Origin of the sequence: Amycolatopsis ultiminotia, from assembly GCF_039536925.1 — a bacterium.
Lineage (GTDB): Bacteria > Actinomycetota > Actinomycetes > Mycobacteriales > Pseudonocardiaceae > Amycolatopsis > Amycolatopsis ultiminotia.
Genome location: NZ_BAAAZN010000001.1, coordinates 151,339 through 172,920 on the forward strand (window position 1 = coordinate 151,339; position 21,582 = coordinate 172,920).

Here is a 21,582-nt window from a genome sequence, read left to right on the forward strand (position 1 = left end):
CGTCCGGGCGCTACTCGAGTTCGGTCAGCCTTCCGCCGTCGAGGACCAGTGTGCGGTCCGTCGCCGCTTCGAGTTCGGGATGGTCGTGGCCGATGAGCAGCAGAGCCGGTGGCTCGGCGTCGAGCAGGGTCAGGACGGTCGTGCGGGTGGCGGGGTCGAGACCGGCGGTGAGTTCGTCGACGATGAGCAGCCGGGGCCGGGCGAGGAGGGCGCGGGCGAGGGCGCAGCGTCGGATCTGGCCTCCGGACAGGGTGCCGGGGAGCCGGTGTGCGTCGGGGATACCCATGCGGCGAAGGATGTCTGCGGCCTCGACGGTGGCCGCGCCGCGGGTGAGGCCGCGGAGGCGGACGGCGGTCGTGGCGACCTGGGTGAGGACAGGGCGGTGCTCGGCGAAGGAGGCTGCCGCGTCTTGGTGGACGTACTGCACGGCCCGCAGCTGAGCTGTCGTTCGGCGGTGAGCCGGCGGAAGCGGAAGGCCATCGAGCAGGACGGCGCCGTGGGCGGGCCGCACGAGCCCGGCGATGGTGCGGGCGAGCGTGGTCTTGCCCGCACCGGAGGGTCCGATGAGCGCGGTGCGGCTGCCTTCGTCGATCGAGAAGGCGACATCGGACAGTACGGTGTTCTGCCCTCTGTGGACGGTGACGTCCCGGAACTCGAGAAACGTGGTGGCGGCGGCCCGGACGGTGCGGGGCGGCAGTGTGTCGTCGGTCGCCATGGCGGGGACGAGTTTGCCTGCTTCGAGAGTGAAGGTCTCGTCGGCGACGGCGCGGGCGAGGACCCGGTCGTGTGTGAGGACCAGCTGGCCGATGCCGCCGACGGCGAGTGCGCGCAGGCGGTCGACGAGGGCGGCGCGGGATTGCGGGTGCAGGCCGGTGGTGGGTTCGTCGAGCACGAGGAACCGGCGTCCGGTGGCGAGAGCCATCGCCAGGGCCATCCGTTGCTGCTGGCCGCCGGAAAGCTGGTGCGGGAACCGCCGCCCGTGGACGGCATCGAGGCCGGCCGCGAGCAGCGCGGCTTCGGCGGCGGCTCGGCGAGCGGCGCGGTGCGGGTGTTCGATCCCGGCCAGCTCGGTCAGGACCGCGCCGCAGCGGCGGGCCGGGTCCAGGACCGCGGCGGGGTGCTGGGGCAGATGGGCAGCGGCCGGGCCGTCGATCGTGCCCGACAATCGGACCCCGGGCCGGCAGCCACCGGCTGCGGCCAGGCCGAGCGTCGTCTTTCCGGCCCCGGACGCGCCGAGGACGACGAGGATCCGGCCGGGCGCGAGGCGCAGCGAGAGGTCGTCGAGAATGGGGGTTCCACCCGCCTGCGCGTGAACCCCCTTGAGCACGAGGTCCGTCACGACCGCCTCCGGTGAGCGAGTGCCTTGTCCGACAGGAGATTCACACCCACGCACAGGGCGATCAGCAGCGCCGCGGGCACGAGCACGACGGCGGGCTGGGTGGTGAGGGCGTCGCGATTCCGTTCGATCACCACCGCCCAGTCGGGCGCCGACGAGGGCAGGCCCAGCCCGAGGAAATTCGCGGAGGCCAGCAGATACAGCACGAGTCCGAGGCGGGTCCCGGCGTCGGTCACCACCGGCCCGGCAACCGACCGCACGACATAGCCGGCCTGGATTCGCCACCACGGTTCACCTTGCAGCAGCAGGGCTTCCGCGGCCGTGCGGCAGCCGGGCGCGAGCGCTGCTGCCCGCACGAGCCGGGCGATCGCCGGCAGTTGCACCACCGCGACCGCGCACACGAGCACCACGGCCGAGCGATGTCCGGTCGCGGCGAGGACCATGAGAACCAGCAGCGACGGGAACGCCAGGACGAGGTCGAGCAGTCGCATCAGTACTTCGTCGAGCCAACGGCCCCGTCCCGCTGCTACCAGCCCGAGCGGCACGCCCATCGCGTACGCGAGCAGCAACGCCGCCAGGGTGATGCCCACGACGGACAGCCCGCCCGAGAGGACGACGGCGAGCGCGTCGCGGCCGAGGACATCCGTCCCCAGGGGATGACCGGCACCTGGTGGAGCCGAGGGAAGCGACGTGGAGGAGATGTCGCCGGGGACGAGCGGGCCTCCGAGTGCCACCAGCGCCGGCACCGCCACCAGAACCCAGCCGATCACCCGGTTCACCACGGTCGCAGCTCCCGGTGCGGGGTGAGCCGATGGGTGGCGAGATCCGCGAGAAGGTTGCCCACCAGCACGACACCGGCGAACACGAGCACGTAGCCCTGCACGACGGGCACGTCACGATTCTGCACGGCCTCGACGAATCCCGTGCCGAGACCGGTGACCGCGAAGAGTGACTCCACGATCACCGTGCCGGTGAGAAGACCTTCGATCGCGCGGGCGAGCTGTTGCACGACGGGCGCCGCCGCGCCGGGCAGGACATGGCGCAGCACGACTGTGCGGCGGCGCAGGCCCAGCAGCATGAGGTGCGTGGCGACCTCACTGTGCGCGTGTTCGGCGACACCGATGCGGATCTGCCGGGCCAGGTCGCACAGCTGCCGGGCGACGAGGACCACAACGGGCAGCACGAGCACTGCAGGTGCGGCCAGCAGATCGGCGCCGGTCATCCCGGCGGCGGTCGCGGGCAGCAGCCGCGCGCGGACGGCGAAAGCCGCCACCAGGACCAGCCCCAGCACGAACTCCGGGACGGCGTGCAGCACCGCGGTCACCACCGTGAGCGCGCGATCAAGCCGGGAGCCCTCGGCCAACCCGCTGCCGACTCCGACGGCCGCGGCCAGCGGGACCAGCACGAGCAACGCGACCAGGGCCAGCACTGCGGTCGCGCCGAGCCGCGCGCCGAGCTCAGTGCTCACCGGCACCCCGGTGATCAGGGAGTTACCGAGGTCGCCGGTGAGCAGACCGTGCAGCCAGTGGCCGAAGCGGATTCCGGGCGGCTCGTCGAGCCCGAGCTGGTGGCGGACCACGAGAATCTGCTCTGGCGTGGCCCGTTCGCCCAGCACGGCGGACGCCGCGTCGCCCGGCAGCAGCGCCGTCATGGCGAACGTCGCAACCAGGAGGACGAACGCCTGCGCGAACGCCAGGGCCACCCGGCGCAGCGGGTATCCGATCACCGCAAGCGGGCGTGGTCGAACCGGGCCCAGTCGAAGGTGTTGGGCGGCGCCGCGACGACACCGTCCACACCGGACACTCCGACGTTCCAATCGCTGAATCCCCACACGAGCATTCCGCCGTCGTCGTGGGTCAGCTGCTGAGCCTCGGCGAACAATGTCAACCGGGTCGCCTCGTCAGCGGTGCCTGCCGCACGGTCGAGGAGTGCGTCGAACTCGGGATTCGAGTAACCGGTGAGGTTGCTCGACGCGCCGGTGCGGAAGCGTTCGCCGAGGAAGGTGGGCACGGGCAGGGTGGCGGTGCGGCTGTGGGCGGCGACCCCTTTCTTCTTGATTTCGCTGAAGTAGGTGCTCGCAGCGAGCGGATCCGGAGTCACAGTGAGCCCGGCTTCCTTCAGCTGCTGGGAGATCAGCGTTGCCGCGCTGTCGAACGCGGGGTCGACACCACTGGTCTCGAGCGGGATGGCGAGGCCTTCGGCGCCCGCCTCTCGCACGAGCCGCCGCGCCGTGTCGACGTCGCGGGTGCGCTGGGGGATGTCCGCCGCATATCCGCGCAGGCCCTTGCCGAACAAGTCATTGCCCACTTCGCCCCGTCCGGCCAGCGCGATCCGGTTCAGCGCCTCGCGGTCGACGCCCAGCAGGACCGCCTGCACGAGCCGGGGGTCGGAGAACGGCGGGCGGGTGAGACGCAGCAGCACGGCTTGCATGGTGGTGCGCTCGGCCTGCAGGACAGTGACGCCGTCCTGCCCTGCGAGGCGGGCGGCGCTGGCGGCAGCGAGGTCGTGGGCATAGTGCACCTGCCCCGACAGCAGGGCGTTGACGCGTGCGGCTTCGTCGTCGACGGGGACGAACTCGAGCTCGTCGATCGTGGGTGCGCCGGCCCAGTGGCCTTCGAACTTCGTGAAGACCGCCGGTCCACCCGGGCGGAAGGAGCCGAATCGGAATGGTCCTGACCCGACGGGCGCGGTGAAGTCCTTCGTGCCGGCGGGCAGGATCTCGGTGCCGGGTGCGGCGAACGCCGAGGGGAACTCGAAATCCGGTCTGGCCAGCACGAGCTCCAGCTCGGTTGCGGAGACCGCTTTGCTCGCCGGGAAGTCGACAGTCGCGAAGTACTGGCGAGAATCGGACGCGAGCGAGGGGTCGGCGATCCGGCTCAACGTGTAGAGCACGTCTTCGGAGGTCACCGGCGTGCCGTCGTGGAACTGGGCGGACCTCAGCCGGACCCGCCAGCGCAGCCCCGCCGCGTCGCTGTCCCACGACTCGGCCAGTCCCGGTCGTAATGAGGTGTCCGCGGCATACGTGGCCAGAGTGTCGAACAGCGCCTTGGCCCGCGCCTGGTCCACGAACTGCGACACCAGCGCCGGGTCCAGCGTCTCCTTCGACCCACCGGCGGCGAAGGCGGCCCGGAGCCGGGTGCTGCCACCCGATGATCCGGACGGGCCGCACGCGGCCAGGGAGGTGAACGCCACAGTGCCGAGCGCGCCGGTGAGGAAGCGGCGGCGCGTGAACGAGGACATACGGCTACCTCCGGACCGGCGGACCACGGCCCGGACCGCCGACGGAGCCCGGGCCCCGCTCCGCACTCCACGACGGTGAGGGGCTGATGACCGCGCCTCCCACAGGTGATCCGGCTCCCGGCCTAACGGCCGGTCACGGTTGCGGGTCAGCGCCGGAATCACACCGGCTTCCCCCGCGAGAGGGCGGATGCAGTTGTATCGCTGAATGTAGCCCATGGACACTCATCGCGGGCCGTCGTGTGATTCTCCGGACCACTGCCGAGGTCGACGCGACAGCCTCCGTGATCACCGACTCCATGATCATCGAATCGATGTCCTTGACAGGAACCTGCCAGACCTTGGTGCTCCCCTGAGGGACTGGGGTGTTGCGCACGAACACGGACTTCCCGATCGCCAGTGCGACGGGGCCGTCGTGATGCAGCTCCACCGACGCCGGGCCCGCGGGCCCGCGATAGGCGCGCTCAAGCTGGCGTTTCGACATCCAGTTCGTGTCGCTTCGGTAGCGGCACGAACACGCCGATCAGGCTGGGCATGCCATCTCGTTCTCCTCGCGGATCCCGCGGACGATCAGTCCACTACGCCCAGTTCCGCGTGAATCCGTGACCACATAGTCGGCATTCGACGCTGAGAAGTGCTCCTGGCACCGTGGAAATGGCCGCGGTCTTCGAGGTCTCACGCCAGCGGCGGGTACGGCAGCAGGCTGCTGGTGTGCTCGTCGACTCGCAGGGCTTTGCCGATGGCGGGGAACGCGCGCTGCGGGCATGCGGGGCGTTCGCATACTTTGCAGCCGATGCCGATCGGGGTCACGGCGGCGTTGGTGCCGAGTTCGAGGCCGTCGGAGTAGACGAGGCGGCGGGCGTGGCGCAGTTCGCAGCCCAGGGCGATCGCGAAGGTTTTGCCGGGGTCGCCGTGGCCGCCGATGGTGCGGGTGACGGTGCGGGCGAGCCAGAAGTATTTCTTGCCGTCGGGTAGTTCGGCGATTTGGGTGAGGATGCGGCCGGGGGAGCTGAAGGCCTCGTAGACGATCCACAGCGGACAGGAGCCGCCGGCGCGGGAGAAGTGGAAGCCGGTGGCGGACTGGCGTTTGGAGATGTTGCCGGCGCGATCGACGCGGACGAAGGAGAACGGGACCCCACGGGTGCCGCGGCGTTGCAGAGTGGAGAGGCGGTGGCAGACGGTCTCGAAGCCGACGCCGAAGTGGTCGGACAGGCGCGTGATGTCGTATCGGTAGCGTTCCGCGGCGCCGAGGAACACGCGGTAGGGCAGCACGAGCGCGCTGGCGTAGTAGTTGGCGAAGCCGATGCGGGCGAGCCGGCGGGCGGTGTCGCCGCTGAAGGGGCCGGTGGCGACCAGGCGGTCGATGGTGTCGCCAGCCTCCAGCAGCGCCAGTTCCGAGGCGAGCCGGAACGCGACCTGCCCTGGGCGTAGCGCGGGCGAGAGGTGCAGGGTCTTGCGTTCGGGGTCGTAGCGGTGCTGGTCGGCGCCGAGTGGCGCCGGACCGACCTGCACGCCGTGGCGCTCGCGCAGGCCCGTGGCCAGGCCGGACCGGACGTCGCCCGGCGTCAGCCGCAGCGTCGCGGCCAGCTTCTCCGCGGGTTCGTCGAGTTCGGTGACGTAGTTACGGCGCTGGTAGAACCAGTCGCGGATTTCTTCGTGCGGTTGCTGCGACGCGCCGCGGTCGAGGCCTTGTTCCGACACCAGTGCGGCGATGTTCTCCACGGACTCCCGGTACCGTCGGTGCCGGACCCGCCCGGAGTAGGTCCGGCACTGCGCTGCGGCGTCTGCTGTCTGTGAACCACGGATTGCGGATCGCTTAGCGGCGCGGTCATCTGTGTTCCGCCGGTGCGGAAGGCGCCGGCTCCCCAAGGTTCGGTGGTGGGCCGCGCGCGGCCCACACGTTCGCTACTTCTGCCAGCCCACCGTCCTCGGCAGCGGCGTGCCGAAGACGATCCCGCCGATGTTGGCCGGCCCCTGGGAAACCCCGTAGATCGAAGGCCCGCTCAACAGGGGGAGGGGACCCGTAGAGCGCCGGCCCCTTGCGTTCGATCTCGTTCGCCTTCGCGATCTGCTGTGCGGGGTCGGCGAGCTGGGCGGCCGCCTTGATCTCCCGGTCGAGGTCAGGTGTGCCGACTCCGCTGATGTTGTCGTTACTGGTGCTGCCGTAGAACCTATCGAGGTTGCGGACGCCGAACGGGTCGAGAGAACGGTTGCCCGACAGGAAAAAGTCGAACTTGCGGCCGCTAACGGAGTCGAAGTCGTTCTCCGACGGGAGAGGTGCGGTTACCTTGATGCCGGCTGGTGCGAGCTGTTTGGCCGGCGCGCCCGCAGTGGCCTTGTCGAGCGGATCGTCGCCGGTGTAGGTGAATGTCAGGTCCAGTCGTTGGCCGTTCTTCGCCCGGACTCCGTCGGCGCCCGGCTTCCACCCAGCTGCGGTTCCTGCGCGGCCGTCCCGATCGCGTGTTCACCCGGGCGGTGCTGAAAGAGCAACTGTGTCCGCGGCAAAACGGCAAAGGACCGGGTGAACACGTCCGGCAGCTCCGGGCCAAGCTGCAGCCGCACCTCGACCCGATCACGACGGTCCGCGGGGTCGGGTACCGCTTCGAGGGGTCGACTCCGGTGGTTCTGGTCTGAGGCCGTGCTACCCAGTGACGTCCGCGCGCAGCACGGCCTCGATCTCCAGCAGCAGCTGCACCTGCTCGCCCACGATCAGCCGGCCGTCGGGCAGCTTCGAGTCGAACACGATGCCGAATTCGCTCCGCCGGATCGTGGCCGCCGCCGAGAACGCGACCTTCTGGTCGCCGTTGATCCCGGTGCCGAACCCGAGCAGTTCGAGCGCGAACCGCACCGGCCGGGCGGCGCCGCGCAGACTCAGTTCGCCGTCGAGGGCGAACCCGTCGTCCTCGACACGCAGGGCGCTCGAACGGAACTCCGCGGTCGGGTGGTTGTCCAGGTCGAGGAATTCTGCTCCGGCCAGGTGCCGATTGAAACTCTCCAGCCCGGTGTCCAAAGAGGTCAGATCGACCGTGGCAGTCACCGCCGAGTCCAGCGGATCCGGCGCGGTGACGATCTGCCCGCCGAACTTCTCCACGCCGCGCCGGAACCGGGTCAGCCCCAGGTGCCGGACGACGAACGACACGTCGGAATGCACCGGGTCGATGTCCCACGTGCCCGCCACGTATCCCGGAATCTCGACAGTCATGGTTACTCCACGCCTCAACGGTCTTCGGTACCTGGACCTGACGATAACCACCGACGGGCGCACCGTCGCGTCGGTGCCGGTTCTCCCAGAATGTGGACCGCTCAGTGCGCGATATTCGCGATTACTGCGGGCAGGACGCTGGGAAAGCGCGCCGCCAGCTCTTCCGCGCGCAGCTCGTGGCGGCGGAAGCTGCCGTCCGGTGTGACCCGCAGGAGCCCGGCCTCGCGCAGCACTTTCAGGTGGTGCGACAGCGTCGACATGCTCACCGGGACGTCGAATCCGCCGCACACCACACCGCCTGCTTCGGCCAGCTGAGCGACGATCCGCAGCCGCAGCGGATCCGCCAGCGCGGCCAGCAGGGTGGCCAGCTCGACCGAGCCGACGTCCGGGTGGTGCAGGGCTCGCATGCTCGACACCGTAGCAGAATTCGAGATTTTGACACTCATCGAAACCTTTGCCATGCTGACTTCGACAGTCGTCGAAATCTTCCGAGGGAGCCGTGCCGATGAGCGATTCGCTGGGCCTGTCCGCCGTCGAGGTCCTGTCCACCACCCGCAGCGTCCGCCGCCGGATGGACCTCTCCCGTCCGGTGCCGCCCGAGGTGGTCCGCGCCTGCCTCGACCTGGCCACGCAGGCTCCGACCGGGCGCAACCGCCAGCACTGGGAGTTCGTCGTGGTCACCGATCCCGCGCTGCGCGCGGCGCTGGCGCGCTACTGCCTGGAGGGGATGACCCGGCCGAGCCAGCCGGTGGTCCTCGACGACTCCGATCGCTGGGACCCGGCAGCGCGGGCGAAAGTGCTCGACGGCGCGCAGGAGTTCTTCGCCCGGCTGCACGAGGTGCCGGTGATGGTGATCCCGTGCGTGCGGATGGTGCGCACGGCGAACCCGTCGGTGGTGCAGCAGTCCAGCGTCTGGGGTTCGATCCTGCCCGCCGCGTGGAGTTTCATGCTCGCCGCGCGGGAACACGGCTTGGGCACCGTGTTCCTGCCCGGCCACCTGCACCACGAACGCGAGGTCGCCGGTCTGCTCGGCATCGACTACGACAACGTGCTGCAGACCGCGATGATCCCGGTCGCCTACACCCGCGGCACGAGCTTCCGCCGCGGGCCGCGCGTGCCGGCGGAATCGGTGACGCATTGGAACCGCTGGGGAAATAGGTCCGCCGCGGGGAGGTGACCGTCATCTGGGAAACCGGCGGGCCGCGCCCTGCCACCGGTACGACGACAGCGACGATTCCGAGCAGCGGGTCACGTATCGCCTGGCGCAGGCCGGGCGACGGCGTCTGCCGTCGACGCGGTCGAGAAGGTCGGACAGCGGGCACGATATGAGCGTTCGGTCATCCGGGATGAGCTGTCCCGAAATCCGGGAATTGGGCTCCGCTGCCGCGTCCTGACGGCCGAACCGTGCGGCGTTGACATTGTGCGCGACTTCTTCGTAATTTCGGAGCAAGGCAACACGCTGGCAGCTCACTCGATCGTGCTGAACGGCGCTGGCCGGCCGGATGTGTTGTCACTGAACGTGTTTCGATCGTTGCGAGTTTGGTCCGCCGCTGGGCATGATGGCGTTGTGCTGAGTGGTTGTCCCGGTGTTCGAGCCCTCCTCTGGTGTGCTGCGGCGTGGCCGCGGAGAGGTGTGGTTGCCAGTGAGTCTTTCGTCGGAAGCAGGTGAGGATGGGTCGCCGGTTCTGGCAGGTGGAGTTGGTGGTCGGGCTGCGGATGCGGTGATTGCGGGGCTTGTTCCGCCTGCGCCGCGTGCTCGGGGTGAGCTTCGGCGGCTTCCGGTGGCGGGTTTGCCGTCGGTGTTGAGGGATTCGTCGTTGGTGTGCGGTGTCGCGCGGGTCAATTCGTCGGGTGGGTTGTCCGCTGGCTCGGTGTTGCGGGCGCTGGGGTGATGTGAGGGCGGTGCGGTGGTGTGGCGGGTCGCTCGGGGGCTTGCCGCGGTGACGGGTGGGGTTGGGCCCGGGGTTGTGCTGAGGCGGGGTCGGTTGGTGGTTCCGGTGGGGGTGCGGCGGCGGTGCCGGATTGTGGGTGGTGCGCAGGTGTTGTTGGTGGCGCTGACGGAGGAGGGGGTGTTGGTGGTGTATCCGCAGGACAGGTTGGCGGAGATGGTGGGTGGGTTCCATACGCGGTTGGTGGCTGCGGGGTCGGGGATCGGCTAGGTCTCAGGATCAGTTCGCTTTCCCGGACGAACTCGTCGAATTCTTGGAGCCATGATTGGTCCTCGCGTCGACGAGCATCTCACCCGACATCTCGCGCGGGCGCGCTGGATATTCGCGTGGGGGAGGTGGAGATCTGGTGGCACGAACGCCCGAGTTTCCTCAGTTTCGCCAGCCAGGCTCGCGGGGTTGCTGCGGTCTACCCCCATGAGTTGGTCGTCTCCCTCCGGGTCCGGGCAAGACGGCGCCGCACGGTATCTCGTCCGCGTGACCCTTGAGCTTGTGGTGAATCAGCGACGCCGGGTGGTGAACAACCAGATCGAACGGGCAACCGCTGCTGGCGCGCACCGCGGTCAGCGGCATTCTGGCTGACCCTCACCCTATCTCGGAGGCACCTTCAACACCGTCACGAACTGACGCCGCAGCACAGGCTTCGTGGCAGCTCCGGGAGCGACACAGCACCAGCACGGTCACGTTCCAGAGGTGGCTACGCTGCGGCCACGTGACCTGAGCGGAGGGCTACAATTTTTCGCGAGAAGGGGCACTTCGACGCTGGGAACGCAGATTTTCGGCATGAGCGACGTTACCTGCCGCGTCAGTGGTCAGTGAAGAAGGCGCCGCAGTCCGCGTTGATTTGAGCGCCTACCTTGCGTAGAGAACCGGGAAAAGTACACGGTGTTGCATCCGATCTTCGGCCAGTACTGCTGTCTGTCGATCTGGCTGACTGGCACACCAGGTGCGGTCCAGGTCAGGTAGTAGCTGCCGTCTTCATCAGGAACCGCCTTCAAATGTGCGCTGGCCACAAGGGAATCGCGGCCGTTGTGGATCACCATCGTCATACCGGACGAGACATGCAGGTGAGTGTCGGTGCAGGGGTCTCTGCCGTTATCGGCGAGCACGCTGAGCGTCGAGAGCGAGTGGCGTGCCGACTGTCCCTGCTGAGGGGGTGATCATCCAGGCTGCCAAGGTGACAAGCGCGATTACCACGCCAGCGATAGGGACGATCGAGTCGTTACGCCCGCTGTAACAACGCGCCGGTGCGTGGCGACTGACCGGCCACAATCCATGAGAGCAGGGAGCCTGTAGTGAGCGCGGACGACGAGCGGCCATACCCGGGCGAGACCCAGTCAGAGTTCATCGCCAGGCTTAGGGAGATGGCGAAGAGGGTGGAGAGCGCCTGGGGCGGCAAGCCGGAAGCAGAAGCGCTGCGAGCGCGCGCGGACAGGATCGAACGCGGCATCGAGCCGATGCCGGAGCCGCGGGACACGCGCGCGTGATCTACCGTCGGCGACCGCCTTTTGGGGATCACCGGGGTCCCGCTCCTCTTCGGGTCTCAGCTATGGCCAAAGGCGCTACATCGTGGCCAGCCGCCCCGTCGTCAGCTGAAGTTCGAGGGGACAGGTTCGCTTCGACCTCGGGTCCTCCTTGGAGATCATGCCCATCGCGCATCGTCTTCCCTCCTGTTCGTGCCGATCGAAGCTCCGGCGAGTGTCCAGCCATGAGAGTCGGCCTATGTAGCTGCTTTTCCATAGAGCTGACCTCGATGAAACTCAGTTCAGTTGGTCGTACTGACAGGGCGCGAGGACGAGGATGGCCCGGCAGCGGCGCCGATGGCTGCGGCTGGAGCCGCCGACAGTGTCGCCCCGCCCCGCACTGGCTCGCCTGAACGGCGTGCCGGGAGTGGTGGGATGGCTGGGCCAGGGCGCTGTCCTGCACGGTGGACGCTCCGGTGTCGTGGCCGCGCAGCACTGCAAGGATGCCGCTGGCTGTGTGTGAACCGCCACGTCGTGGTCGTCGAGCGAACGCATGACAACCACGACGTGGCGGCAGCGAAGTGATCAGGCCGGCATGCGATCGGTGCGGGCTTGTTCCCGCACGGTCGTCGACGTGGCCAAGGGGTGCGGTTCGCCGGTCAGCGCGGCCAGCGCGGTCGCGACTTCTTCGATGGTGGCGCCGACGTAGGTCAGCGTGGTACCGGAGCGGGCGTTGGTGTGGGAGTGACCTGCATAGGCGGCCGCCACGGCGTAGCTGAAGTTGCGTTCGACCCAGGTGAGAGTGGTGTACCGGAGCCAGTGAGAGGAGACGCCGAGTGCAGCGACCCAGGGAAGGCGCGCGCCGATTCGTCGCCACATCCAGTAGTAGTGGTCCTCCGTGATGGGCTTCTGGTTGCGTCGGCGAAGCAGTTGGCCGGTGGGATCCTGAGCGCCTCCACGTTGGTCTGCGTGGGTCAGTAGTGCACGCATGAGGGTGGGTGAGATGGGTTGGTCTCGCACAGTGTTGCCCTTCTCGTGGAGTCGGATCGTGAGTTGCGTGGTGTCGAGATCGCCTCGTCGCAAACGAAGGGCGCCACCTCGGCGGCAGGCTGTTTCGGTATGCAGGCGGAGGATCAGCGCGTCGAGTGCCGGGTCGCGGCCGGAGTTCGCGGCTGCCTGGGCGATGTCGGCGAGTTGCGCCGGGGCGAGTGGGCGGCGTGCGCTTTGCCGCTGCGGCGGTTTCCTGAGCAGGTGGGCCGGGTTGTCAGCTGATGAGATCAACCTGTCGGCGACCGCGCAGCGGTAGAGGAACTTAACCGCGTCAATGAAGTTTGCCCGCGCGCCGTGGCCGCCGCGGGAATTGTTTCGTTGCGCCGAGCGCAGCTGGACCGTTTTGGCCAGACCCGTGATGTCGGTGGCGGTGGGCTCGTCGATGTACCGCGCCGGCCATTCATCGGTCAGGACTTTGAGGTAGACAGTCCACATCTGTGCCGATTTCGGCGATGCGTTCGAGAGCGCTTTGGGCACGTATTCAGTGAAGGTCGGCATCGTAGGCCTAGTGGTGCCAGTGTTCGCAAGGGCTTCGGGCGAAACACCCAGGGTGTCGAGAAGGGCTTTCGCCGCGGCGGCGACCTCAGCTGAGCGGTTGTGATCGGTCATGGCTGTTCTCCGGACATCATGGTCTCGTGGGCACTGACAAGTAGCTGGTCGACGAACGGCATGGTGTAGATGACGAGGACATCGCGATGCGGGTTCGCGGCCAGCAGGACGGGGTCGCCGCTGCGCAAGGAGCACCGTGCACGCAGCGTTAGCGGAACCGCGAAACGGAGGCGATCGGTGAGGCTGACGGGGCCGTTGTCATCGCGTCGCACGAGCACGGCCCTGCCGTCCGGCGAGGTCAGGGTCAACCTCGTCCCGGCGGGCCAGCCGAGCGTCCGCTGGATCGTCCGGTCCGTAAGCCGGCCGGAACCGTCGATCCGGGCAGTCGCGTAGCGCCACCCAGGGGCCAACGACCCTGGGTGGACCCGGGGCAACGTCCGCTGCGTGCCCGGATTCGCGAATGGCTGCGGAACCCTCGGTGGAATCACGGCGGCGACTGGCTGCTCAAACATCCGACCACCGCCGGCATGGTGAGTTCGCGGGGTCGCTGCCACGTGAACGACGGTCAAGCCGGTACGCGGTGCACGGAGAGTGGTGTTGGCAGTTGCGTGCCGTCATTTCCGATGGTGTGGAGGGGCCGGGGTGCGCGGGGGGACACATCACCGATAATCTGCGGTAAGCAGCCGCTTAGCCGCGGTCCGCGGCAGGACAGGAGGCCGGTGTTGTGAACTCGTTCGAGGATCGTGTGGCCCTGGTGACCGGGGCCAGCCGGGGGATCGGGCTCGGGATCGCCAAGCAGCTCGTCGCGCGGGGCGCTCGGGTGTGCGTCACGGCGCGCAAGCCGGAGCCGCTCGCGGAGGCCGTGGCCGAGCTGGGCGGGCCGGAGCACGCGATCGGCGTGCCGGGCAAGGCGGATGACGAAGAGCACTGCGCGGACGCGATCGCGAAGACGGTCGAGCGGTTCGGCCGGCTCGACATGCTCGTCAACAACACCGGCATCAACCCGGTCTACGGTCCGGTGCTGGACGTGGATCCGGCGGCGGCGGCGAAGATCTTCGCGGTGAACGTGGTCGCGCCGCTGGCGTGGATCCGCGGTGCCCGCGACGCCTGGATGGGCGAGCACGGGGGATCGGTGGTCAACGTGGCCTCGATCGCCGGGCTGCGGGCCTCGCCGGGGATCGGTATGTACGGGGTGAGCAAAGCCGCGGTGATCCGGCTCACCCAGGAGCTCGGTGTCGAGCTCGGGCCGGGGATCCGGGTCAACGCGGTGGCCCCGGCAGTGGTCAAGACCCAGTTCGCGACGGCGCTCTACGAGGGCCGCGAGGAACAGGTCTCCGCGGCGTACCCGCTCAAGCGGCTGGGCGTGCCGGACGACGTCGCGGGCGCGGTCGCCTTCCTGCTCTCCGACGATGCGGGCTGGATCACCGGGCAGACCGTGGTGCTCGACGGCGGCGTGACGCTGGGCGGTGGCCTGTGAACGCCGGGGTCGTGATCACCGGTGGTGGAGGCGGCATCGGTGCCGCACTGGCCCGCCGGTTCGCTGCGGACGGGGCCAGGGTCGTCGTCGCGGATCTCGACGGCGACCGGGCGGCGGAGGTGGCGGCCGAGATCGGCGGCACCGCGTTCGCCGGCGACGTGGCGAGCGAGGAGGGCGTCAGCGCGTTGATCGCCGCCGCCCGGGGAACCCTCGGCGAGATCGACGTTTTCTGCGCCAACGCCGGCATCGCGCCGTTCGGCGGCGAACAGTCCACAGAGGACGACTGGGCGCGCACCTGGGACGTGAACGTGATGGCGCACGTCCGTGCCGCCCGCCAGCTGCTGCCGGCCTGGCTGGAACGCGGCGAGGGGCATTTCATCGCCACCGCGTCCGCGGCGGGACTGCTCACCAGCCTGGGGTCGGCACCGTATTCGGTGACCAAGCACGGTGCACTGGCGTTCGCCGAATGGCTCTCCGCGACCTACCGCCACCGCGGCATCACGGTGCAGGCGATCTGCCCGCAAGGCGTGCACACCGCGATGCTGGAGGGCACCGGTGAACGCGGCAAGCTGCTGATGGCGGCCTCGGCGATCGAACCGGAGCAGGTTGCGGACGCGTTGTTCGCCGCCATCGACGAGGGCCGGTTCCTGGTCCTGCCGCATCCGGAGGTCGCGGGCTACTACACCGCGCGGGCCACCGATCCGGACCGGTGGCTCGGCGGCATGAACAAGCTGCAGCGCAAGATGGAGCAGCTGCCCGAGCAGTGACGGGTTCCGACAAACCGTGGAAGGGCCCGCGGTGGCTCCCCACGGGGTGCGGTCGCGGCCCGGCACCGGCGCGGTCGATACTGCCCGCGGCGGCACCGGGGCCCCGCTCCGGCCGCGCGTACTCCGTCGCGGCCGTCGCGACGGGACGGACACGAGGAGACCGGGAACCGGCATGAGCACCCCCGCCCCGCCCGAGGTGCCGCGATCGCGCATCGCGGTCGCGAGCTTCATCGGCACCGCGATCGAGTTCTACGACTTCTACATCTACGGGACCGCCGCGGCACTGGTGTTCGGGAAGGTCTTCTTCCCCACCTTCTCCTCGACCGCCGGGGTGCTCGCCTCGCTGGGCACCTTCGCGGTCGGGTTCATCGCCCGCCCGGTCGGTGCGGTGCTGTTCGGGCACTGGGGCGACCGGCTCGGCCGCAAGTCGATGCTGGTGACGTCGCTGCTGGTGATGGGCCTGTCCACGGTCGCGGTCGGGGCGGTGCCGGACTACGGCACGCTCGGCATCTGGTCCCCGGTGCTGCTGACCGTGCTGCGCTTCGTGCAGGGCGTCGGCCTCGGCGGGGAATGGGGCGGGGCGGTGCTGATGTCCACCGAGTACGCCCCGCCGGGACAGCGCGGGCTGTACTCGGCGTTCCCGCAGCTGGGCCCTGCAATCGGCTTCGTGCTGGGGAATCTGCTGTTCCTCCTGCTCGGTGCGGTGCTGCCCGCTGCGGAGTTCCAGTCGTGGGGCTGGCGGCTGCCGTTCCTGTTCTCCGCGGTGCTGCTCGTGGTCGGGTTCTACATCCGGATCCGTATCGCCGAGACGCCGGTCTTCCAGGCCGCGCTGGACAAGGCCGAACAGGCCCGCGTGCCGCTGTTCGAACTCGTCCGCAAACAGCCGCGGGTGCTGATCCTCTCGACGCTGTCCTTTGTGCTCGCGCACGCGCTGTTCTACACGGTCACCACGTTCTGCCTGTCGGTCGCGACCTCGGCGCTGGGCATCCCGCGCACCACCGTGCTGATCAGCCTGCTCGTGTCGGCCGCGGTGATGGGCGTCGGCACCCTGGTGTTCGCGATGAAGTCGGACAAGTGGGGACGGCGCCGGCTCAGCGCGGCCGCCGCGGTGTCCGTGGTGGTCTGGGCTTTCCCGCTGTTCGCGTTGATGCAGACGAGGAATCCGATCCTGCTCACGCTCGCGTTCATCGGTGGTCTGCTGTGTTTCGCGATGCTGTACGGGCCGATGGGTGCCTTCCTGCCGGAGCTCTTCCGCGTGCGCTACCGCTATTCCGGTGCCTCGATCGCCTACAGCGTCTCGGGCATCGTCGGCGGAGGGGTGGTGCCGCTGATCTCCACCGACCTGTGGGCCTCCACCGGTTCGTCGGTGCCGGTCGCGCTGCTGCTGGTGGGACTCGGTGTGCTCAGCCTGCTGTGCATCCTGGGCCTGCCGGAAACCCGCGACCACGACTTCGCCGACGGCCTCGGCGACGAGCAGGTGCCTGCGGCGTCCTGAATCACTGCTGCGCGACCAGATCCGCGACGAGCAGGCCGGTGTGCAACAGCAGCCGGTTCCGTCCGTCGTCGAGGTCGAGTCCGCTGATCGCACGGATCCGGTCGAGCCGGTAGTACAGCGAAGTGCGGTGCAGGTGCAGTGCCTCGGCGGTACGCGGGATCGAACCGCCGTGGTCGAGGAACGTGCGCAGCGTGCCCGCCAGCCGGGCACCTTTGGGATCACCCAGCAGGCGGGCCACCGGTTCGGGTACGAGGCCGGGCAGCAGGGCAGCATCCGGGATCTGCATCAGGATCGCGTAGGCGCCGAGCTTCGCCCACTCGGCTACCGGACCGAGATCGGGCAGCAAGCGCGCGCCTTTCGCCGCCGCGACGGCGTGTGTGTGGGACTGCCAGGCCTCGGCGAGTCCCGCGACCGGTTCACCGACTCCGGCGACCGCGGCGTCCGGTTCGCCGAGGAGTCGCCCGAGACCGGTGGTCATCCGCCGTGCTTCGCGGACGACGTCGTCGTGGTCGAGCTGAGCCGCTGTGTGCACCAGTATCCCGCGCGTGCCGTCGAGAAGCGGCAACAGCCGCTGCGGGCGGCGCCTCGCGCCCGACTCCAGCACGCTGCGCAGCGCGGCCTCCGTCTCCGCCGGACTGACCTCCCGCGGTCTGGCCTCCAGCACGGTGACCACCACCTGTGCGGCGTCGCTCAGCCAGCCGCTTGCCGTTCCCGCGGCCAGCGCGTCCCGCCGCGCGTCCGGTTCGGGGCCGAGCAGCCGCCGGAGCGTGTGCTCGCGGCCGGCCTCGGCGTCGTCGGCGGCGAGCCGGGTGCCGTGCAGCAGGGCCGCGGCGGTCTTCGAGACCTGTTCGATCCGGGCGATCTCGGGTCCGGCCAGCGAACGGTCCGCGTCGATCACCATCAGCAGCCCGAGCAGCTCCCCGCGTTCGCGCAGCGGAACGCAGAACCGGGCGCTCATCCCGAGCTCGGCGCTGCCCGCCAGCATCCCCGGCCGTGGCCACCGCGCCACGCCCTGGCCGAGCACGAAACCGCTGACGTCCGGACCCGCGTCGTGCTGGAGGACCGCCCGGATGCGGACGTCGTCCTCGTCCCCGAAATGCCGGCTGGTGCACAGCATCCGCACCAGCGGATCGTCGATCGCGACCGAGCGCCGCAATTCGTCGGCGAGGTCGTCCACGAGCGTCTGCAGCGTGTCCCGGCCGGTCATGCGAGCACCCCTTTCCCTCCGACAGAGCGTGGAACGACGAACCCAGAATGTACGACGCCCTGTGCTTCCGCCGCGGTGGTGGCCGGAGCGACCATGACACGGGCTGATCGCACGAAGGAGGCACCGTGGCGCGTCTGGACGGCCGGATCGCGGTGGTCTTCGGAGCCGGATCGAGTGGTGCGGAGCTCAGCAACGGCCGCGCTGCCGCACTGGCCTACGCCAGGGAAGGGGCGAAGGTCGCCGCGGTGGACCTCGTGGCGGAGAGCGCGGCCGAAACCGCGCGGCTGATCGAGGACGAGGGCGGTACGGCCGTGGCCCTCACCGCCGACGTGACCGACGAGGACGACGTGCTGGCCGCGGTGGGGTCCGTGGTCACCACGCTGGGCGTGCCGTCGGTGCTGCACAACAACGTCGGCGCAGCGCTCACCGGCGGGGCGACCGGGCTTTCGCGGACGGACTGGGACGGGACGATCGCGGTGAACCTGACCGGGGTCTTCCTGGCGTGCAAGCACACCCTGCCGCACATGCTCGCGGCCGGCCGTGGCGCGATCGTGAACGTCTCCTCGCTGGCGAGCATCCGCCACACCGGGTACGACTACCCGGCCTACATGGCCGCGAAGGCCGCGGTCAACCAGCTCACCGTGTCGCTGGCACTGACCCACGCCCGGCAGGGGATCCGGGTCAACGCCGTGCTGCCGGGCCTGATCGACACCCCGCTGGTCGGCCGTCAGCTGCACCGGGATCCGCAGACGGTCGCGCGGGCACGGGCGGCCCGCGACGCGGCGAGCCCGACCGGACGGATGGGCAGCCCCTGGGACGTCGCGCACGCCGCGGTCTTCCTCGCCTCGGACGAGGCGGCCTACGTCAACGGCGTCTGCCTGCCGGTGGACGGAGGCATCAGCGCCCGATCCGGCTGACCCCGCCACCGTGCGGCGGCCAGCACTGCCGCCGTGTGGTGTCGCCTGGGGTGTGCGGTGTGGGCTGGGCTTGTTGTGGTGTGGTGTCGTCTGGGCCGGTGCGGCGTGGGCTGACCTGTCGCGGTGCGGCGCCGCCTGGCCCTGTCGCGGTGCGGCGCCGCCTGGCCCTGTCGCCGTGCGGTGTCGCCTGGGCTCTGCTGCGGTGGGGCGCCGGCTGGGCCGCTCACTGTGCGGGGCTGCCGGTGGAGCGGCACCATGGTGCCGTCGGTGCGGGAAGGGGCGGGAAGTGGTCGAGACGGTCCGCGGGGCGGTGCCGCCCGAGGCACTGGGCCGGGTGCTGATGCACGAGCACATCTTCGTGCTGAGCCCCGAATTCGTGGTGAACTACCCGGAGCACGACGGGTTCGACGAGGCCGTGCATGTGCCGGAGGCGATCGGCAAGCTGCGCGAGCTCAAGGCGGCCGGCATCGACACCATCGTGGATCCCACGGTCATCGGGCTGGGCCGGTATCTGCCCCGGGTGCAGGCGGTCGCGGCCGCGACGGACCTGCAGATCGTGGTGGCGACCGGGCTCTACACCTACCGGGACGTGCCGCACTACCTTTCGATGCGCGGCCCCGGTACGCCGCTGGGCGGGCCGGAACCGCTGGTGGAGATGTTCGTCGGCGATCTGACCGAGGGCATCGCGGACACCGGGGTGAAGGCGGGGGTGCTTCAAGTGCGCCACCGACGAGCCGGGCCTTACCCCCGGGGTCGAGCGGGTGCTGCGCGCGGTTGCGCAGGCACACCGGCGGACCGGCGCGCCGATCATGACCCACACGCACGCGGGCACGCGGCGTGGGCTGGAGCAGCAGAACGTGTTCGAGTCCGAGGGCGTGGATCTGCGGCGGGTGCTGATCGGGCACTGCGGTGACAGCACGGATCTGGGGTATCTGACCGGACTGGCCGACCGCGGTTCGCTGCTCGGGATGGACCGCTTCGGGATCGACTCGTACCTGCCTTTCGAGGATCGGGTCGCGACGGTCACCGCGCTGTGCGAGCGCGGATACGCGGGCAGCATGGTGCTCTCGCAGGATGCTTCGTGCTACCTCGACTGGATGGACCGGCCCACGCGCGAGGCCGTGCTGCCGAACTGGCACTACCTGCACATCACGAACGACGTGCTGCCCGCGTTGCGCGCACGGGGGGTCAGCGAGGACGACCTGACGACGATGCTGGTCGGCAATCCGCGCCGGTTCCTCGCGTACGCAGAGCCGCACTGATCCGTCCGGCCAGTATGCTGACCGCTTCCCGGGGGCGACGGAGGGAGCTGCCCGATGCCTGGAGCGACCGTGCGGAAGGCCGGTGCCGCTGCGGACGAGCAGGCCGCGGTGCCGCGCCGGCTCTTGCAGCAGGCGACGAAACTGTTCGCGAAGCAGGGCTTCGACCGCACCTCGGTGCAGGAGATCGTGGCAGCCGCCGGCGTCACCAAAGGCGCGATGTACCACTACTTCGGCTCCAAAGACGATCTGCTCTACGAGATCTACGCACGGGTGCTGCGCGGGCAGACGGCGCAGCTGGAGGGCGTTGCCGACAGCGCCGCCCCGCTGCGTGACCGGCTGGCCGCCGCCGCGTCCGACGTGGTGGTGAGCAGCGTGGCGAATCTCGACGACAACACCATCTTCCTGCAGTCCATGCACCAGCTTTCCGCGCAGAAACGCCAGGCGGTGCGCGCCGAACGGCGCAAGTACCACGAGCGCTTCCGCAGCCTGGTCGAGGAAGGCCAGGCCACCGGCGAATTCCGCGCCGACAAACCGGCCGAGCTGGTGGTGGATTTCTTCTTCGGCTCGGTGCACCACCTGGGTACCTGGTACCGCCGCGGCGGGCCGTTGTCGGCTCGTGAGGTGGGGGACCAGTTCGCGGATCTGCTGCTGTCGATGCTGCGGCCCTGACACGTTCGCCTCCGGTGCCCGTCAGAGGTCGATGCCGAACAGTGCCGCCGCGTTGGCCGAGGAGAACTTCTCCCGTTCCGGCCCGGAAGGGAAGTGCGCCAGGAAGGATTCGATCTCCGCGCCGGCCGGGTGCTGGAAAGGGTAGTCGGTGGAGAAGACCAGCCGATCCGCGGAGACGACCGACCTGGCGTGCTGCAGCAGCACCGGATCGAACATGCCGGACGTGGTGATGACGAAGTTCGACCGCACGTAGTCCGCCACCGAATGCCGCAGACCGGCGACCTTGGCGAGACCATTGGCCCGGTTGAGCCAGAAGAGCAGCATTTCACCCCAGTGCCCCAGTACGACCTGAAGGCCCGGATGCCGGTCGAAGGTGCCGCGCAGGATCAGCCGGAGTGCGGCGGTCGCGGTGTCCAGGTGCCAGCCCCAGCCGAAGGTGGCGAGAGCGAGGTCGGTGGCCGGACCCAGACCGCGGTAGGACGCGTCGCGCACGGCGGCCGAGGGCACCTGCGGGTGGATGAACACCGGTTGGCGCAGCTCCTCCGCGGCGGCGAAGAAGTCGTAGTACGCCGGGTCGTCGAGGAAACGGTCGCCCGAGCGGCCGTAGACCATGGTGCCGACGTGGCCGAGGCCTGCGGCTCGTTCGAGCTCGCCTGCCACGTCGCCGGGTGAGGACAGGGGCAGCGTCGACATGGCCCGCAACCGGGACGGATGGGCGCCGACGGCCGCGGCGGCCACATCGTTCGCGGTGCGGCTCAGCCGCAGGGCTTCCCCCGGTGGCAGCGGATGGGTGCCCGGCGGGGTCAGCGCGATGATCGACACGTCGATGCCCTGCGCGTCCATCGCCGCGATCCGGCCCGCGCCCAGATCTTCCAGACGCTGCCGGTGGTCGCCCGTGTTGTTGAAGGCGAGGCTTTCGTCACGGGTTTCCGGCGGCACGGCCTCCAGCGCAGCTGCCAGCTCCGGCAGGATCCAGTGCTCTTCGACGGCAATGAGGGTCATGGT

At 69.6% G+C, this 21,582-nt stretch carries 19 protein-coding genes, 2 pseudogenes and 1 riboswitch; of the genes and pseudogenes, 9 read left to right on the forward strand and 12 right to left on the reverse strand.

All coding sequences use genetic code 11. From position 1 onward, the window contains the following. Window positions 1–10: 10 nt before the first annotated feature. From ABD793_RS00725 to ABD793_RS00745, 5 genes and pseudogenes are all read right to left on the reverse strand, one after another. Window positions 11–1,339: an ABC transporter ATP-binding protein gene (locus ABD793_RS00725; protein ID WP_344854241.1), complete on the reverse strand. Its 1,329-nt coding sequence runs from the start codon at window positions 1,337–1,339 to the stop codon at window positions 11–13. Next, window positions 1,336–2,118 carry an ABC transporter permease gene (locus tag ABD793_RS00730; protein WP_344854242.1) on the reverse strand — a complete coding sequence of 261 codons (783 nt, stop codon included), beginning with the start codon at window positions 2,116–2,118 and terminating at the stop codon, window positions 1,336–1,338. The genes ABD793_RS00725 and ABD793_RS00730 overlap by 4 nt, the downstream gene beginning before the upstream one ends. Continuing rightward, window positions 2,112–3,062, reverse strand: a complete 951-nt coding sequence (locus ABD793_RS00735; protein WP_344854244.1) for an ABC transporter permease — start codon at window positions 3,060–3,062, stop codon at window positions 2,112–2,114. Before ABD793_RS00735 ends, ABD793_RS00730 begins: the two co-directional genes overlap by 7 nt. Next, complete coding sequence (locus ABD793_RS00740) at window positions 3,059–4,576, reverse strand: ABC transporter substrate-binding protein (RefSeq protein WP_344854245.1); 1,518 nt, start codon at window positions 4,574–4,576, stop codon at window positions 3,059–3,061. The genes ABD793_RS00735 and ABD793_RS00740 overlap by 4 nt, the downstream gene beginning before the upstream one ends. 83 nt (window positions 4,577–4,659) lie before the next feature. Next, window positions 4,660–4,772: riboswitch (cobalamin riboswitch) on the reverse strand. 476 nt (window positions 4,773–5,248) lie between these two features. Next, window positions 5,249–6,316: pseudogene (locus ABD793_RS00745) on the reverse strand (short-chain fatty acyl-CoA regulator family protein); the annotation flags it as partial. Window positions 6,317–6,940: 624 nt separating this feature from the next. On the opposite strand from ABD793_RS00745, the gene ABD793_RS00750 reads away from it, so the two are divergent. After that, window positions 6,941–7,207, forward strand: a complete 267-nt coding sequence (locus tag ABD793_RS00750; RefSeq protein ID WP_344854246.1) for a helix-turn-helix domain-containing protein — start codon at window positions 6,941–6,943, stop codon at window positions 7,205–7,207. 7 nt (window positions 7,208–7,214) lie between these two features. Here the strand turns inward: ABD793_RS00750 and ABD793_RS00755 are convergent, their stop codons facing one another. Further along, window positions 7,215–7,775 (reverse strand): YceI family protein, encoded by a 561-nt coding sequence (locus ABD793_RS00755; RefSeq protein ID WP_344854247.1) that lies wholly within the window; start codon window positions 7,773–7,775, stop codon window positions 7,215–7,217. Between the two features lie 101 nt (window positions 7,776–7,876). After that, a complete protein-coding gene (locus ABD793_RS00760; protein ID WP_344854248.1) occupies window positions 7,877–8,182 on the reverse strand; it encodes an ArsR/SmtB family transcription factor in 306 nt (101 codons plus the stop codon). 98 nt (window positions 8,183–8,280) lie between these two features. Here ABD793_RS00760 and ABD793_RS00765 point away from each other — a divergent pair, with 98 nt between their 5' ends. After that, the gene (locus tag ABD793_RS00765; RefSeq protein ID WP_344854249.1) at window positions 8,281–8,952 is read left to right on the forward strand and encodes a nitroreductase family protein; all 672 of its coding nucleotides are present in this window, start codon (window positions 8,281–8,283) and stop codon (window positions 8,950–8,952) included. Window positions 8,953–10,533: 1,581 nt separating this feature from the next. On the opposite strand, the gene ABD793_RS00770 is transcribed toward ABD793_RS00765, so the two are convergent. Further along, a complete protein-coding gene (locus ABD793_RS00770; protein ID WP_344854250.1) occupies window positions 10,534–10,770 on the reverse strand; it encodes a hypothetical protein in 237 nt (78 codons plus the stop codon). Between the two features lie 246 nt (window positions 10,771–11,016). Between ABD793_RS00770 and ABD793_RS00775 the strand changes: the two genes are divergently transcribed. Continuing rightward, window positions 11,017–11,208, forward strand: a complete 192-nt coding sequence (locus ABD793_RS00775; protein WP_344854251.1) for a hypothetical protein — start codon at window positions 11,017–11,019, stop codon at window positions 11,206–11,208. A 561-nt stretch (window positions 11,209–11,769) separates the two neighbouring features. Here the strand turns inward: ABD793_RS00775 and ABD793_RS00780 are convergent. Both ABD793_RS00780 and ABD793_RS00785 read right to left on the reverse strand, forming a co-directional pair. Continuing rightward, complete coding sequence (locus ABD793_RS00780) at window positions 11,770–12,843, reverse strand: tyrosine-type recombinase/integrase (RefSeq protein WP_344854252.1); 1,074 nt, start codon at window positions 12,841–12,843, stop codon at window positions 11,770–11,772. Then, window positions 12,840–13,091: a hypothetical protein gene (locus ABD793_RS00785; RefSeq protein ID WP_344854253.1), complete on the reverse strand. Its 252-nt coding sequence runs from the start codon at window positions 13,089–13,091 to the stop codon at window positions 12,840–12,842. The genes ABD793_RS00780 and ABD793_RS00785 overlap by 4 nt, the downstream gene beginning before the upstream one ends. A 416-nt stretch (window positions 13,092–13,507) precedes the next feature. On the opposite strand from ABD793_RS00785, the gene ABD793_RS00790 reads away from it, so the two are divergent. The 3 genes from ABD793_RS00790 (at window position 13,508) to ABD793_RS00800 (ending at window position 16,522) form a co-directional block, all read left to right on the forward strand. After that, on the forward strand, window positions 13,508–14,260 hold the full coding sequence (locus ABD793_RS00790) for an SDR family oxidoreductase (RefSeq protein ID WP_344854254.1): 753 nt from the start codon (window positions 13,508–13,510) through the stop codon (window positions 14,258–14,260). Continuing rightward, window positions 14,257–15,027, forward strand: a complete 771-nt coding sequence (locus tag ABD793_RS00795) for an SDR family oxidoreductase (protein WP_344854256.1) — start codon at window positions 14,257–14,259, stop codon at window positions 15,025–15,027. Before ABD793_RS00790 ends, ABD793_RS00795 begins: the two co-directional genes overlap by 4 nt. Before the next feature lie 172 nt (window positions 15,028–15,199). After that, window positions 15,200–16,522: an MFS transporter gene (locus tag ABD793_RS00800; protein WP_344854257.1), complete on the forward strand. Its 1,323-nt coding sequence runs from the start codon at window positions 15,200–15,202 to the stop codon at window positions 16,520–16,522. A 1-nt stretch (window position 16,523) separates the two neighbouring features. On the opposite strand, the gene ABD793_RS00805 is transcribed toward ABD793_RS00800, so the two are convergent. After that, a complete protein-coding gene (locus ABD793_RS00805; protein ID WP_344854258.1) occupies window positions 16,524–17,729 on the reverse strand; it encodes a PucR family transcriptional regulator in 1,206 nt (401 codons plus the stop codon). 125 nt (window positions 17,730–17,854) lie between these two features. On the opposite strand from ABD793_RS00805, the gene ABD793_RS00810 reads away from it, so the two are divergent. From ABD793_RS00810 to ABD793_RS00820, 3 genes and pseudogenes are all read left to right on the forward strand, one after another. After that, a complete protein-coding gene (locus tag ABD793_RS00810; RefSeq protein ID WP_344854259.1) occupies window positions 17,855–18,646 on the forward strand; it encodes an SDR family NAD(P)-dependent oxidoreductase in 792 nt (263 codons plus the stop codon). A 286-nt stretch (window positions 18,647–18,932) separates the two neighbouring features. Then, window positions 18,933–19,908: pseudogene (locus ABD793_RS00815) on the forward strand (phosphotriesterase family protein). Between the two features lie 54 nt (window positions 19,909–19,962). After that, window positions 19,963–20,577, forward strand: a complete 615-nt coding sequence (locus tag ABD793_RS00820; protein WP_344854260.1) for a TetR/AcrR family transcriptional regulator — start codon at window positions 19,963–19,965, stop codon at window positions 20,575–20,577. A gap of 21 nt (window positions 20,578–20,598) precedes the next feature. Here ABD793_RS00820 and ABD793_RS00825 read toward each other — a convergent pair whose 3' ends face one another. Beyond that, window positions 20,599–21,579 (reverse strand): amidohydrolase family protein, encoded by a 981-nt coding sequence (locus ABD793_RS00825; protein WP_344854261.1) that lies wholly within the window; start codon window positions 21,577–21,579, stop codon window positions 20,599–20,601. Window positions 21,580–21,582 lie beyond the last annotated feature (3 nt).

What these genes read in the sequence shown, in the direction of transcription:
- ABD793_RS00760 (WP_344854248.1), bottom strand. Translation starts at nt 8,182, where the DNA reads ATGCGAGCCCTGCACCACCCGGACGTCGGCTCGGTCGAGCTGGCCACC.
- ABD793_RS00820 (WP_344854260.1), top strand. Translation starts at nt 19,963, where the DNA reads ATGCCTGGAGCGACCGTGCGGAAGGCCGGTGCCGCTGCGGACGAGCAG.
- ABD793_RS00800 (WP_344854257.1), top strand. Translation starts at nt 15,200, where the DNA reads ATGAGCACCCCCGCCCCGCCCGAGGTGCCGCGATCGCGCATCGCGGTC.
- ABD793_RS00750 (WP_344854246.1), top strand. Translation starts at nt 6,941, where the DNA reads ATGTCAGGTCCAGTCGTTGGCCGTTCTTCGCCCGGACTCCGTCGGCGC.
- ABD793_RS00825 (WP_344854261.1), bottom strand. Translation starts at nt 21,579, where the DNA reads ATGACCCTCATTGCCGTCGAAGAGCACTGGATCCTGCCGGAGCTGGCA.
- ABD793_RS00770 (WP_344854250.1), bottom strand. Translation starts at nt 10,770, where the DNA reads ATGACGATGGTGATCCACAACGGCCGCGATTCCCTTGTGGCCAGCGCA.
- ABD793_RS00765 (WP_344854249.1), top strand. Translation starts at nt 8,281, where the DNA reads ATGAGCGATTCGCTGGGCCTGTCCGCCGTCGAGGTCCTGTCCACCACC.
- ABD793_RS00755 (WP_344854247.1), bottom strand. Translation starts at nt 7,775, where the DNA reads ATGACTGTCGAGATTCCGGGATACGTGGCGGGCACGTGGGACATCGAC.
- ABD793_RS00780 (WP_344854252.1), bottom strand. Translation starts at nt 12,843, where the DNA reads ATGACCGATCACAACCGCTCAGCTGAGGTCGCCGCCGCGGCGAAAGCC.
- ABD793_RS00805 (WP_344854258.1), bottom strand. Translation starts at nt 17,729, where the DNA reads ATGACCGGCCGGGACACGCTGCAGACGCTCGTGGACGACCTCGCCGAC.
- ABD793_RS00740 (WP_344854245.1), bottom strand. Translation starts at nt 4,576, where the DNA reads ATGTCCTCGTTCACGCGCCGCCGCTTCCTCACCGGCGCGCTCGGCACT.